The organism is Micromonospora sp. NPDC049139 (assembly GCF_055586845.1).
In genome coordinates, this window is the sequence record NZ_JBVJHK010000038.1 from 1 (window position 1) to 13419 (window position 13419).

General features: G+C 71.1%; 12 protein-coding genes and 3 pseudogenes. 1 reads left to right on the forward strand and 14 read right to left on the reverse strand.

Annotated elements, in window-relative coordinates:
• Positions 1-92: 92 nt before the first annotated feature.
• The 5 genes and pseudogenes from ACZ6Q9_RS32970 to ACZ6Q9_RS32990 all read right to left on the reverse strand — a co-directional run bounded on the left by ACZ6Q9_RS32970 (position 93) and on the right by ACZ6Q9_RS32990 (position 3684).
• A complete protein-coding gene (locus tag ACZ6Q9_RS32970; RefSeq protein WP_396831193.1) occupies positions 93-1157 on the reverse strand; it encodes an integrase core domain-containing protein in 1065 nt (354 codons plus the stop codon).
• 76 nt (positions 1158-1233) lie between these two features.
• Positions 1234-1334, reverse strand: a pseudogene (locus tag ACZ6Q9_RS32975) (ATPase); the annotation flags it as partial.
• Between the two features lie 233 nt (positions 1335-1567).
• On the reverse strand, positions 1568-2428 hold the full coding sequence (locus ACZ6Q9_RS32980; protein WP_396831194.1) for a hypothetical protein: 861 nt from the start codon (positions 2426-2428) through the stop codon (positions 1568-1570).
• A gap of 44 nt (positions 2429-2472) precedes the next feature.
• Positions 2473-2778: pseudogene (locus ACZ6Q9_RS32985) on the reverse strand (DUF6194 family protein); the annotation flags it as partial.
• Positions 2779-2841: 63 nt separating this feature from the next.
• On the reverse strand, positions 2842-3684 hold the full coding sequence (locus ACZ6Q9_RS32990; RefSeq protein ID WP_396831196.1) for a transposase family protein: 843 nt from the start codon (positions 3682-3684) through the stop codon (positions 2842-2844).
• Between the two features lie 603 nt (positions 3685-4287).
• On the opposite strand from ACZ6Q9_RS32990, the gene ACZ6Q9_RS32995 reads away from it, so the two are divergent.
• Positions 4288-4920 (forward strand): DUF3060 domain-containing protein, encoded by a 633-nt coding sequence (locus ACZ6Q9_RS32995; RefSeq protein WP_466021470.1) that lies wholly within the window; start codon positions 4288-4290, stop codon positions 4918-4920.
• Between the two features lie 89 nt (positions 4921-5009).
• On the opposite strand, the pseudogene ACZ6Q9_RS33000 reads toward ACZ6Q9_RS32995, so the two are convergent.
• From ACZ6Q9_RS33000 to ACZ6Q9_RS33040, 9 genes and pseudogenes are all read right to left on the reverse strand, one after another.
• A pseudogene (locus ACZ6Q9_RS33000) lies at positions 5010-6261 on the reverse strand (IS701 family transposase).
• A gap of 87 nt (positions 6262-6348) precedes the next feature.
• Positions 6349-6669 carry a hypothetical protein gene (locus tag ACZ6Q9_RS33005; protein ID WP_393269797.1) on the reverse strand — a complete coding sequence of 107 codons (321 nt, stop codon included), beginning with the start codon at positions 6667-6669 and terminating at the stop codon, positions 6349-6351.
• A 145-nt stretch (positions 6670-6814) separates the two neighbouring features.
• Positions 6815-7825 carry an LLM class flavin-dependent oxidoreductase gene (locus ACZ6Q9_RS33010; protein WP_396831200.1) on the reverse strand — a complete coding sequence of 337 codons (1011 nt, stop codon included), beginning with the start codon at positions 7823-7825 and terminating at the stop codon, positions 6815-6817.
• The gene (locus tag ACZ6Q9_RS33015) at positions 7822-8148 is read right to left on the reverse strand and encodes a TIGR04076 family protein (RefSeq protein ID WP_091105867.1); all 327 of its coding nucleotides are present in this window, start codon (positions 8146-8148) and stop codon (positions 7822-7824) included. Before ACZ6Q9_RS33015 ends, ACZ6Q9_RS33010 begins: the two co-directional genes overlap by 4 nt.
• The gene (locus tag ACZ6Q9_RS33020; RefSeq protein ID WP_357462273.1) at positions 8145-8522 is read right to left on the reverse strand and encodes a nuclear transport factor 2 family protein; all 378 of its coding nucleotides are present in this window, start codon (positions 8520-8522) and stop codon (positions 8145-8147) included. Before ACZ6Q9_RS33020 ends, ACZ6Q9_RS33015 begins: the two co-directional genes overlap by 4 nt.
• 45 nt (positions 8523-8567) lie before the next feature.
• Positions 8568-10214 carry a DUF885 domain-containing protein gene (locus tag ACZ6Q9_RS33025; RefSeq protein ID WP_396831202.1) on the reverse strand — a complete coding sequence of 549 codons (1647 nt, stop codon included), beginning with the start codon at positions 10212-10214 and terminating at the stop codon, positions 8568-8570.
• Complete coding sequence (locus ACZ6Q9_RS33030) at positions 10211-11449, reverse strand: amidohydrolase family protein (RefSeq protein WP_363703174.1); 1239 nt, start codon at positions 11447-11449, stop codon at positions 10211-10213. The genes ACZ6Q9_RS33025 and ACZ6Q9_RS33030 overlap by 4 nt, the downstream gene beginning before the upstream one ends.
• A 10-nt stretch (positions 11450-11459) precedes the next feature.
• Entirely contained in the window at positions 11460-12443 is a 984-nt protein-coding gene (locus ACZ6Q9_RS33035) for an ABC transporter ATP-binding protein (RefSeq protein ID WP_396831204.1), read from the reverse strand.
• Positions 12440-13417, reverse strand: coding sequence for an ABC transporter ATP-binding protein (locus ACZ6Q9_RS33040; protein WP_393455591.1), 978 nt, complete (start codon positions 13415-13417; stop codon positions 12440-12442). The genes ACZ6Q9_RS33035 and ACZ6Q9_RS33040 overlap by 4 nt, the downstream gene beginning before the upstream one ends.
• Between the last annotated feature and the right edge of the window lie 2 nt (positions 13418-13419).

Consider the following 13419-nt stretch of genomic DNA (forward strand, 5'->3'; position numbering starts at 1 on the left):
ACTCATCCGGCACCCACTGGTGAACCAACCGTTCATCCACAGTAGAGATGATCTACCACCAAGGTCAGCCAACCGCCACCTGAGACGCGCTCTTAAGCGGCCCGGTGGTACTCGTTGATGACCCCGCCCAGTCGTCGTCGGCGTCGGACAACGCCGTCGATCGGCATCACGATGCCCGGCTCACGGTTGGGTGGTACCTGCCCGCGCCCCTGGTGTGGCCGATGGTGATTGAAGTGTCGCAGGTACTCGGTCAGTACCACCCTGGCATGCCGCTGGCCGTAGACCAGGACGTGGTCGGTGCACTCCTCGCGCATGCTGCGACCCCATCGTTCGACGAAACAGTTCGCCTTCGGTGTGCGCGGTGGCGTCTTCACCACCTGTACGCCCTCATCGGCGAGTGCGGCGTCGAACGATGCCGCGTATTTGGTGTCGCGGTCGGGCATGAGGAACCGGAAGTCGCTGGTCTGTTCGCCGGGGTCCATGAGCAGGTTGCGGGCCTGCTGGGTCACCCATGCCTGGGTCGGGTGTTCGGTTACGCCGAGCAGGTGGACCCGGCGGGTGGCGATTTCCATGACGACCAGTACGTACAGGCGGCGTAGCCACACGGTATCGACGTGGAAGAAATCAGCGGCCAGCAGGCCGGTGGCCTGGGTACGCAGGAATGTCCGCCAGGAGGTGTCGGTGCCGCGGGGTGCGGGGCCGAGGTGGCCACGGGCCAGGACTCGGCGGATGGTGCCGAGGCCGACGCGGTGGCCCAGTCCGAGCAGTTCGCCTTGGATTCTCTTGTGGCCCCAGCGGGGGTTGTCCCGGGCCATTCGGCGGATGAGCTCGCGGATCTCGTCGCTGACGGGTGGTCGGCCGCCGCGGTGGGGGTAGGTCCAGCGGCGTTGGACCAGCCGGCGGTGCCAGGCCAGCAGGGTCGCCGGGGTCACGATCCGGTGGGCGCGGACCGCGTGGGGCAGCCGCCGGGCCAGCGCGGACAGGATCGCCCGGTCTGACCAGGACAGGCGTGGTCGGCCGTGGACCTGACGGCGCAGCACCGCGACCTCATGGCGAAGGGCCAGCAGTTCCGCGAGCACGGCGTTGTCACTTCGGGCCGCGCGCAGCAGGGCGTCGAACACGCGGATCGTGACCAGATAGATCAGTCGGAATACCATGACCATCAAGGTGCCTCAGCCGTGCCGGGGACCAGCTCACAGCACGTGCGACACGTAATGGCACCGTACACGCCACCCCCGCCCGGCCGGTGCCCAGCCGCTGTCCGTCCAGGGTCAGGGCGGTCGCCCGGGTGGACGTACCCCGACGTCGAGACCGACCACGACGGTGTCGGACATCCGCATCCACTCCTTGAGATCGACGCCGCGTTCATGCTGGTCGGCCCGGCAAGGGCCGGACCGGGTCCGGGCCTCGAGACTCTGGACGCTCTTGTGGACGCCGCAGGCACCTCTTATCTTCGGCATGTCCTCAAGGGCGTTCATCAATGGGCTGAGGCTGTACTCGAAAACGAGAGTGTGCCCGGCGGAGCGACTTCGCCCTCGGCGGCTTGCGAAGTCTCCTCATGGCTCGGTCAGGCCTTTTCGAAGGTGATGCTCCGCCGGTCGACCGACACCTGCTTTTCCACCACGGTGCCCAACTCTGTGGTGTACCAGCAGTAGAACGGCGTCGTGCCGAAGGGGAACACCGCCTGGTCGGGCATCGCGGCGTCGCACATCGCGGTGCCCGGCCGGGCGTTGTTGTTGGCTGCTTCGCTGTTCCACAGAAAACCCACGTTCGTCCGGGACAGCACGCCGACCGAGGCGACGGCGGACCAGGTCAGGTACTGGTCGGCGATCGACACGGTCACGTCCATCGGCACCGCGAGGTTGTCGAACTTCACCGTGCACTTCGCCTTCACGTTGCCGGTGATGAACTTCTTGTTGCAGGTCACGGACGTGTGCGCGGGCGCGCCGGCCTGGTTCAGTACCTGTTGTTGCAGCTCATACATGATCTTCGCGTGCGCTGTACCAGGAGTGCCGTAATCCGTGGTCGTGGCGGGGCCGTCGGCGGTGTACGGGTTGGCGCTCGACACCGGCCGCCCGGGCCGGGGCGGCGCGGCCGGCGACGAGGAAGGCGCGGTTGCGGCCGTGTCGGGACCCGAGCAGGCAGCGAGGGCAAGTAGCAGCAGCGGCCCGAGGCTCGCACGGAAAGGTCGCATCTGGTCAGGGTATCGACCAACGCCACCATGGCCGGAGTACGACAAAAGCCGTGTTGGAGCAACTTCATTCCGCAGAAGACCGTCAACCGTCAGCCCGCCAAGATCCGCGCTGTCGGCGAACGCGCCCTGCTGGTCGGCCGCCCGCCGGGATGCGCGCTCGTGGCGTTCGACTGCTCGGGCGTGGGCAATCGTGAGCAGCCGGTCGATCTCGGGCAGCATCTGCGGGTCGGGCATGACATGCTGCCGAAGCCGTAGAGCGCGTAGCCGGGGTGTGGCACGACCGTGTCCAGCCGGGCGAAGTCGAACTCGTCACGGTGCTCCTCGAATTTCTTGGGCGGGAAGCCGAAAAGCCTCTCGAACTCGGCTCGGCCCAGGTCCAGGTCGAGCCGGAAGACGCCGGGGCGGTCGAGCTGGGAGGCCTCGTCGAAGCCCGGCACATCATGTTCGACAATGGTGGCGAAGGGCTGGCGGCGGTCCGGGCCGACAAGAAGAACCGTCGCCCCAGGCACCCTCCGGCGATCCGTTTCCTCGCTCGCCACGAGCTGCTCGGCGCCGGGCAACGCGAGGATACGCTCGGCGAGCATGGTCGGGTCGGTGCCGGTCGGGAAATGCAGCGCCACATCCGCGTGCTCGACAGTGAGGTGATCTCAGCGACTTGCGGGTGGGTATCGGTATTCGAAGTGGGTCAGGTGTAGAGCGGCGGCGACGATGTCGCCGATTCCGCGGGGACTGCTGGTGGTGTGGTGTAACGCTTTCCAGCGTCCGTGGAGGATGGCGAAGCCGCGTTCGCCTTGCCAGCGCAGGCCGCGTAGCAGTCGGTTGGTGGTGCGGTTGCCCACGGAGAGCCGCCGGCCGTTGGTGGGTTGCTTGACCGGGGTTTTGATGCCGTGGCCTGCGCCGTCGTAGCCGGCGTCGGCCAGGGCGGGTAGGTCAAGCTCGGCGGCGGCCCAGTTCAGTGCGGCCGTGATGCCCTGCAGTTGGGCGCAGGTCAGGTCGTGCAGATGCCCCGGCATCGCGTCGGAGGTCCATATCGGCAGCCCGTCCGGGCGGATGATTGCTTGGATATTCGCGCCGAAGTCGCGGTGCTTTCCGGAATACCAGGCGTCGATGGTGTCGCCCTTGACGCTGAGCGTGGTCTCCGCAACGCGGTCGCAGTCGAACAGTTTGCCGTCCAGGATCACGTACGACCAGCCGTCGTCGGCGACCCGCTGCAACGCCTCGTGCAGATCGGGTGCCTGCGCGGCGAGGACCGCGACGCCCTCGGACACGTACCGGTACGCGGTGGCCCGAGAGACGCCGAACCCGGCACCCAGCAGCGTCTTGTCCTCGGCCTTACGGAACCAGACCAGCACCAACAACGCCTGGTAGAAGCAGGTCAAGGCCCGTGTCCCGCGCCGGGTGCCCCGGGCACGGCGCTCGGTCGCGAGCAGCCGGGCGAGGTGGCGCACCAGTTCCCTGGGCACGTCGACCATGGCAGGATAGGCAATCACGTGGAGCCCTCTCGAAGACGGAATCTTGTCGCAAAGACCTGTCTATCGATGGCTCCACGCCTGTATCGAGCACCGTCCGACCTGACCCGATACGCCCGTGTCGATCACATCTCGCCCACGCCTCTCGCGAGGCGCGATGCCCTCACGTCCGCGATCAGCGCAACGGTGCCGAGCCTGCGCATCCAGGGCGGCATCCACCTTTTGGGTGTGCCTTCCCGAAGGTGCTGATACTCGGGAATTCTGCGCGACGGCCTATCAGGCCGGGGTGCTCGCGGGCGACGGGCGCCACTTCTTGGTCGACGAACCGCCCGCACCGTTTATCCGGTTCTCTTACGGTGCCGCCGCCGAGTCCCAGATCGTTGAAGGCGTCAGGCGGCTTGCTGAGCTCGGTGCCGTGTAACGGTTGAGCGTGACCAACCAGCGCCACAGCTTCTCGTCGCGCGCTCGGACGACCGAGGACAGCATTCGAAGGGCGTTGATAAGCTCGAGCGTGTCAGGAGCCCGGGGTGCTTCTCTGGAGGCAACGCGAGGCCGTGGGCTCCTGAATCTGCAGATGGGGGACGGAGAGTGCGTACGCTCGTGAGTCGGCTCAGGACCGCTGCGGTGGCGGGGACACTGTTCCTCGGGACGATCGCACTCACCGCGTGCGCAAGCGTCGCAGGCAGCGGAGGGGACATGGCATCGCCTGCGGCATCGACGGCATCGGCCGCCGATGCCCAGGCAGGCACGGGTCCGCGCGATCTCTCCCAGGGCGGCCGCTGCGAGGACGGCGAGAACATCACGATCCAGGCCGACGACGCTACGCCCGTCATCGAAGGCAACTGCGGGACCGTGACCGTCGAGGCGAACAACGTCTCCGGCAACATCGCAGCCGCGACCACGGTAACCATTCGCGGCACGGACAGCATGCTGCTCGGCGAGAAATGGGGCACCGCCACCATCACCGGTCGCGGATCGGGCGTCAACGTCGATGAGATCGCCACGCTCACGGTCACCGCCGACGACGCGAAGGTCACGAACCGGCGCACGCAGACGGCGACCATCGACGGCAGCAGGGCCACTGTCAACACCGACAGCATCGACCGGCTCACTATCAACGGCAGTGGCTCCACGGTCATCGCCTCCGGCGCGATCACCGCCCTCGAAGTCCACGGCAACGACAACACCATCACCTGGTCCGATGGAGCCCAGGCCCCGACTGCGGACACCGGTACTGGAAACCGCTACACCCGATAGTGTGCAGGCTTCGACGGGACGATGAGCATGCCGGGGCCGGGCCGACACCTGGAGCATTCGCAATGCCTAGAACTCCAACGTCACTTCGCCTATCTGCGCTGGTAGTGGGATTGGCGGGCTCGGGCTTGGGATGTTCGGCGCCAGGTTGACCAGTGCAGGGTGTGCGCTGGCGGTAGCGATGCGGCGAGGACGAAGGCGTTGAGAAGTCGGCGGATCTCGGCGACGGTCAACGCAATGATCTTCGGGTCGGCCGGACTGCTGGGCGGTGGCGGCGAGGATGGTCAGGACGGCCAGGGCGAGCATGGCCAGGGTGATGAACCGGTGCCAGCCGGTCCAGCTGCGGACCTGGTAGTGGTCCAGGCCGATCTGGCCCTTGCCGGTTTGGAACAACTCCTCGATGCTCCAGCGGGAGCCGGCCACTCGCACGAGGGTGTGTAGTGGCACTGGGCGGGGTGACCAGCACAGGTAGAAGGCCAGCTCGCCGGTGGTGCGGTTGCGGCGGATGAGCAGCCACCGATGCTCACCAGGGCTGGTGGCGGTGGTGATCCAGGCCCGCAGGTAGTCGCGGTGGCCTTTCGCGCCCGGCCCGCAGCTGTGCAGCTGCCATTCTCGGGTGGGGATCCGCTCGGCGAGGTCGTCGACGCGGATGAGGGTGCGGCCGTCGTTGACGTGCACGCGTCGGTCACAGCCGACCGCGAGGACGTAGCCGATCCCACGGTGTTCCAGGTAAGCGCGTAGGCCGGGGTCGGCGCCGTAGACCTCGTCGCCGGTCACCCACCCTGCCGGGACGCCGGCGTCCAATGCGGCGGCGATCATCTGTCGGGCCAGGGTCGGTTTCGTGGCGAACCCGATCTGGTCGGGGACTCCGGCGGCGGTGAGGCGGTCGGGGCGATCGCACCAGGTCGTCTCTGGCAGGTAGAGCCGCCGGTCGATCAGCGCCCGGCCCGCGGGTGTCACGTAGGCCAGGAACACCCCGACCTGGCTGTTCTCGACCCGTCCGGCGGTGCCGGTGTACTGCCGCTGCACCCGACCGAGCACACACCCTTTCTTGAGAAAGCCGGTCTCGTCGGTGACCAGGACGGCCTCGGGGTGGCCGAGTTGTTCGATCAACCAGTCCCGCACGTCGTCGCGGACGGCGTCGGCGTCCCACACCGCCGTACGCAGCAGTCGCTGCATCGCCTGCGGATCACAGTGGCCAGCCCGCTCCGCCAGGGACCAGCAGGTCTTACGTTCCACGCCCGACAGCAGGCCTTCCACGAACTGCCCGGCAGTCCGCCGTGGCTCTGCCCGCACGAACCGGCCAGCGACGCGCGTCACCGCCTCGTCCAGGACGACCGCCAGCGGTCAAGGTCTAGGCTGTGGCCCACGGCCATCACGCGATCTTCGGTTGTCCTCACAAACCATCGATGATCAACGCGGTGGCCGTCCTCATACCCGCGCTACGCCCAACGCCGAAGCCAAGTGACGTTGGAGTATTAAGGCCGCGCCGCTCGTGCGACTACCGCCTACCCCACCGTCGCAGGCGATCTGGGTCAGCATCTGCAGGACCTGGCGAAGCAGCACGTACAGCAACGACGTGCTCATGGCCACGAGCATGACGGCCGCGCAGGGCTCGAGCTCACACAGAACGCACTTCAGACAGCCGAACCGGATGTTCGAGCCCCACAGGTCCCGCTTCACGGAATTGTCCCCTTCGGTCGGCGTCGCTGCATCGGAAACCGGCGGTGCGACAGCGCGTGCGGCGGCCATTACGCAACATTTTGTCAACAGCGGTGAATGGCTGACACGTCACACAGTCGACGGCGGCAGACCGTGGTCCCGTCCCATCGCGCTTGCGGGGAACGGAGATGCCCGTGGCGGGGCCGGCCGGTGGATGCCCACCCCCGCCACGGCGTCACCCCCGCAGCAGCGGCAGCACCCGGCGGCCGAGCAGGTCGACACCGCCCGCCGGGGTCAGACCGTGCGGGGTGCCGAACTCCACCCGGGTGGCCCCGGCATCGAACACCGCCGCGGCCTGCGCCGCGACGTGTTCCGGGGTGCCGGAGAAGGCGAACAGGTCGAGCAGGTCCCCGCTGATCAGCGCGCCGGCGAGGTCGTGTTCCTGGCGGGCGACGTGCTGCTGGATCCGCGACAGCAGCTCCGGATCGATGTCGACGTTCGGGTCGAGGGCGGCGACCACGGCGAGGTACATGGCCACCTCCGTACGGGCCACCCGACGGGCCAGCGCGCCGTCCTCGTCCACCACGGTCACGGCGCCGAGCACCACGCCGACCTGGTCACCGGCCCGACCGGCGGGCGCGGCGTCGTCCAGCCAGGCCCGCATCGTCTTGGCCATCGCCGGGTTGGCCGAACCGCCAACCTTGATCTCCGAGGCGAACGCGGCGGCCGTCCGGGCGGTCTGCTGGCCCCACGTCCCCACCAGGACGGGCACGTCGGCGCGGACCGGGGCGTAGCGCAGGGCGGTACCGGGCGCCACGGTGAACTCCCGGCCCTGGAAGCCCCCGTCGTTGCGGGACAACAGCAGCCGGACCACGTCGACGGTTTCGGTGATCCGCCGCAGCGGCCGGGCCTGCGGCACCGCGATCTGATCCAGCCAGGTGCCCCGGGCCAGCCCGAGGTAGGCCCGCCCGTTCGACGCCAGGTCCAGCGCCGCGACCTGCCCGGCGATCTCCACCGGGTGCATGGTGAACGGGTTGAGGCAGGCCGACCCGAGCCGGATCCGTCGGGTGTGCCGCGCGGCCACCAGCAGCGGGAAGAACGGCGGCTGGTACATCAGGTCACCGAAGACCGACAGCACGTCGAAGCCGTGCCCTTCGGCGAGCTCGGCCAGCGCGGCGTACTCGTCGGCGCTCTTGTCGGACTGGAGTCCGATGCCGACCAGCCAGCGTCCTTCGTCGGTGCTCACGTGAGTTCTCCAGTCGGGATCTGTCGCCGGGCGGTCCGCTCGATCCGCAGGATGACCCGCTCGTCCGGATCCGGGCAGGCCACGTGGCAGTCCCGGGCCAGCCAGTCTTCCGGCGGCAACGGACGTTGCTTGGCCGGCAGCAGCGGCAGGCACGCCGCGAGGGCGTAGAGGCAGAAGTGCCGGCCGGTGGGGATGGTGAGCCGGCTCGACTCGGTCAGGTCGATGTGGTCGCCCGGCTGGAGGCCGCAGACGGAGCGGCCCTCGATCCGTTCCACCACGACCCGCAGGTCGTACAGGTCGGTGACCGGTTCCTCGGCGCTCATCGGAGGGCCTCAGCGTGGTGGTGCACGATCCGCCAGCCCCGCTCGTCGCGGCGCAGCACGTCCGTCACCCGGAAACAGTCGTCCGGCTGCCCGGTCGCGTACCGGGCCCGCAGGACGTAGCGGACCAGGCCCGTGTCCTCCCACGCCTCGGCCCGGAACTGCTCGGGGGCGACCGAGGTCGGGGGCGCGGCCGGTCCCCGGGCCGCCGCCCGGCGGTCCCGCAGGTCGTCCAGGGCGGCCAGACCGTCCAGCAGGTCGGGTGCGTCGGACTCCCAGATCGTCAGTTCGGGGTGCAGCCGGGCGTCGAACGCCGCCCGGTCGCCCAACGACCGGTACATGTCGGTGATGGCGGCGGTGAGATCGTCAACGGTCATCGGGGCTCGCTTCCGGTCGGGGCGGACGGGGGTGTCGGGGGTGGATCAGGAGAGCTCGGCGAGGCGGGCGCGCAGCGGATCGAGCCCCATCGGCCCGAGCCGCAGGGCCCGCTGGTGGAACCGCTTGCGGTCGAACCCGGCGCCCTCGCGCCGTTCGACCTCCCGGCGGGCCTGCTGCCAGAGCCGCGCCCCGGCCTTGAAGGCCAACGCCTGCGCCGGCCAGCCGAGGTACCGGTCGACCTCGAACCGCGCGGTCGCCGGGTCCAGCCCGGCGACGCGGACCAGGAAGTCCACGGCCAGCTCGGGGGTCCACCGGCGCGCGTCGGTGAAGCCGGTCCCGGCCGGGATCGGCACGTCCAGGTGCAGGCCGAGGTCGATGACCACCCGGGCGGCGCGCCACATCTGCCCGTCGAGCATCCCGAGCCGCTCGGCGGGACCGGCGTAGAGGCCGAGCTCGTCGGCGAGGCGTTCGGCGTAGTGCGCCCAGCCCTCGGCGTACCCGTGCACCTGGCACAGCGACCGCTGCCACGGGTGCAGGTCGACGGTGGTGAGGGTGATCGCGTGCTGGAGGTGGTGCCCGGGCAGCCCCTCGTGGCAGAGCGTCCCGACGTGCCGCCACACCGGCACCGTCGACTCGCCGGGGGGCGTCGACCACCAGATCCCGCCCGGGCGCGTCAACCCGGCGTCGGGCGGGGTGTAGTACATGACCCCGGAGGCGGCGGGGCTGATCCGGCACACCACCCGGCGGGTGGCGGCCGGGATGTCGAAGTGCGGGCCGTCCAGGGCGTCGGTGAGCCGCTCGGTGCGCTCCCGCAGCCACTCCTCCAGGTCGGGCCCGACCGGCACCCGGCCGGCGGGGTCGGCGTCCAGCCCGGCCCGTGCGCCCGCCACGTCCGGGTACCCGAGCTCGGCGGCGACCGCGCGCTGCTCGGCGGCGGTCCGGGCCAGCTCCTCCCAGCCGTACGCGTACAGCTCGTCCAGGTCGACGGTCGCGCCGAGGAAGCTGCGCGCGGTGACGGCGTACAGGTCGCGGCCGACGCCGTCGACGTCGGTGGCCCGGGGCGCCAGCTCGGCACGCAGGAACGCGGCGAAGTCCGCCGTCGCGGCGGCGGCCGAGCGGGCCCCGGCGGCCAGTTCCCCGGCCAGCGGCCCGTCCGGACACCCGGCCACCAGCCGGCCGTAGAAGTCGTCGGAGGTGACCCAGGCGGTGCACTGGTCGGCGACCGCCAGCACCTGCCGGCGGGCGACCAGGTGCCCCCGCCGGGCCGACCAGCGCAGCGTCTCGGCGTACTGGCCGAGGGCCGTGGGCACCCGGCGCAGGTGCGCGGCGACGACCGCCCAGTCCTGCGCGATGTTGCGGGGCAGGTTGTCGAAGACCTGCCGGACCAGGTGCACCGGCGTCGCCAGCGGGGCGAGCAGCCGGGTGGTGAAGCCCGCGTCGTAGAGGTCGACCTCGCTGGCCAGCCGGTCTATCAGCGCGCCGGCGAGGGCCCGCTGGGCCGTGCCGTCGACACCGGCGCCGCCCGCCGCCGTGGCGGTGCCGCGGGCCAGCTCCGCGCGGGCGGCGAAGCCGTCGGGGGAGAGGTCCGCGAAGTGCGAGTCGGGGGTACGACCCGCCGCCTCGGCGGCCTCCGGGTCCAGCCCGGCGAGCGCGTCGAGGTACCGGTCGGCGACCTCGGTGATCGTCGTCATCGGGCGACGCCGAGTCGGCCGTGGTCATCGCGGTAGGAGACGCCACCCTTGAGCACCGTGTGCAGGGTGCGCAGCGCGGACACCGAGCGGGTGGGATCGTCGCGCAGGACCAGCAGGTCGGCGTGCTTGCCCACCTCGACGCTGCCGAGCGTGTCGGCCTGGCCCAGCCACTGCGCGGGGCGGATGGTGGCGGACTTCAGGGCGTCGGCGACGGGCATCCCGGCGTCCACCATGAACTCCAGCTCACGCACGGTCGCGGTCGTCTCGTCGTAGCCGGCGTGCGGCGGCATGTCGCTGCCCAGCGCGATCGGCACCCCGTTGCGGATGGCGTGCTGGAGGCTCTCCCAGTGCCGGGGCCCGGCGGCCAGGGCGCGGTCCATCAGCCAGCCCGGCACGCCGGAGTCGCGGAAGAACTGCTCGCAGCGGCTGACCACGATGGTCGGGACGTACCAGACGTCCCGTTCGGCCATCAGCCGGGTCACCTCGTCGGTCAGCTCGTAGCCGTGCTCGACGCAGTCCAGCCCGAGTTCCACGGCGCGGCGCACCGACTCGGCCGGGCCGGCGTGCGCGGTGACCTTGCGCCCCCAGTCGTGCGCCACCCGGATCACCGCCGCCAGCTCGTCGTCGAGCAGTTGGGGGGTGTCGATCGACTCGAACTCGCCGGCGATCCCACCGGAGATGCACACCTTGATCAGGTCGGCGCCGGCCCGGATCTGCTGCCGGGTGAGCCGGCGGAACCCGTCCGCCCCGTCGGCCTCCAGCGCGTCGGCCTCCCAGCCGTGCCCCCCGGTGCAGCAGAGGGCGTGCCCGGCGGTGAAGATCCGCGGGCCGTCCACCGCGCCGCGTTCGATCCCCTTGCGCAGGGCGAAGTCGGCGTACCGGCTCTCGCCGACGAGCCGGGCGGTGGTGACGCCGGAGTGCAGGGTCCGGCGCGCCGAGTCGGCCATCAGCAGCACCAGCTCGGCGAGGTTCGACCGGTGCACCTCGTCGCCGAAGTGGCCGGGCAGGCCGAGCGACAGGTGCACGTGCATGTTGGTCAGGCCCGGCATGACGTGGTCGCCGTGCAGGTCGACCACCCGGGCGCCGCCCGCCTCGGTGAGGACGTCGTCGACCGGCCCGACCGCGCGGATCGTGCCGTCGGCGCCGATCCAGATGCCGCTGTCGCGCTGGACGTCGTCCCGGACGCCGTCGTAGAGCGCGAGGTTGACCAGGACCTGTTCGGTGGGGATGCGCATGCGGTGTCCTCTACGCGGCGGGCACGGTGGTCTGCGCCACCGTGGGGTCGTTGAGCCAGCAGGCGGCGGTGCGGCCGCCGAGGTCGAGCGTGGGCGGCTGCTCGCCGCACGGCCCGAAGGCGTGCGGGCAACGCGGCCGGAAGCGGCACCCGACCGGCGCGTGTGCCGGGTCGGGCACCTCTCCGGCGAGCGTCCTGGGCAGCTGCGGGGAGGGTGCGATCTGCGGCACCGCGTCGATCAACGCCCGGCTGTACGGGTGCCGGGGCGAGGACCACAACTGACGGGTGGGCGCGGTCTCGACGATCCGGCCCAGGTACATCACCGCCGTGACGTCGGCGATCTCGTGCACCAGGGAGAGGTCGTGCGAGATGAACAGCATGCCCATGTCCAGGTCCCGGACCAGCCCGACGAGGAGGTTGACCACCTGCGCCTGTGACGACGCGTCCAGCGCGGTGACCGGCTCGTCCGCGATGATCATCCGGGGTTCCGGCGCCAGCGCCCGGGCGATGGCGAGCCGCTGCCGCTGGCCGCCGGAGAACTGGTGCGGGTACCGCTCTGCGGCCCCGGCCGGCATGCCGACCCGGTCCAGCAGGTCGGCGACCCTCGCCCGGCGGGCGGCGCCGGTCACTGTGTCCGGCATCCCGTCGAGGAGCTGGGCGCCGATGGTGCGCCGGGGGTTCAGCGACGCGTACGGATTCTGGAAGACCATCTGGAGCCCGACCTCCGGCACCGGCCGGCGCCGCCAGCCGAGCGGGGTGATCGGGCGGCCGGCGAACCGGATCGTCCCGGCGCTCGGCGCGGCCAGCCCGACCGCCACCCGGGCCAGCGACGACTTGCCGCAGCCGGACTCGCCGACCAGGCCGACGATCTGGCCGGGCGCCACCTCCAGGCTCACCCCGGCCACGGCCCGGACTGGCCCCCGGCCGCGCGGCTTGTACTCCACCTCGACGTCGCTGATCTCGAGCAGGTTGCCCGACCCGACCGGCTCGTTCATGCCGCCACCTCCAGGTGCGGACGGACCACGCAGGCCACCGACCGGTCGGTGCCGGCGGGGGACAGCGGGGGAGGCGCGGTGCCGCAGGACGGCTCGGCGTACCCGCACCGGGGTTGGAACGGACATCCGGGCGGCGCCTGCCCCGGCGTCGGCGGCCCGCCCGGGATGGGACGCAGCGTGCCGACGGCCTGGGTGCCGTGCGGGCGGGCGCCGAGCAGCGCGGCCGTGTACGGGTGGCGCGGCGCGGTGAGCAGCGCTCCGGTGGGGCCGGTCTCCACCACGCGCCCGGCGTAGAAGACGTACCCGCGGGTGGTGAGCGCGCTGAGCACCCCGAGGTCGTGGGTGATGAAGGCGACGGCCAGCCCGGTCTCGGCGCGCAACTGGTCCAGCAGCGCGAGGATGCCGGCCTGCACCGTCACGTCGAGCGCGGTGGTCGGCTCGTCGGCGATCAGCAGCCGGGGGCGGGCGGCGAGGGCGATCGCGATGGCTGCCCGCTGCCGCATGCCGCCGGAGAACTGGTGCGGGTACGCCCGCACCGCCCGCTGCGGGTCGGGGATGCGGACCTGGTCGAGCAGTTCCACCGCCCGCCGGTCCGCCGCCCGCCGGTCCAGGCCCAGGTGGACCTGCATGTGTTCGGTCAGTTGCCGGCCCACCGTGAGCATCGGGTGCAGCGCCGCGGTGGGGTCCTGGAAGACCATCGCGATGCCGGCGCCACGCACCTTCTGCCAGCGCCTGGTGTCCAGGCTGAGCAGTTCGGTCCCGGCGAACCGGGCCGACCCGGTGACCTTGGCGCCGGCGGGCAGCAGCCCGAGCAGGGTCTGCGCGGTGAGGCTCTTGCCGCACCCGCTCTCCCCCGCGATACCGACCATCTCGCCCTCACCGACGGTGAACGACACGTCGTGCAGGATCGGCAGCGGCCCCGTGGGGCCGGGCAGGGTGACGGCCAGGGAGTCGACTTCGAGCAGCGGTCGCATTC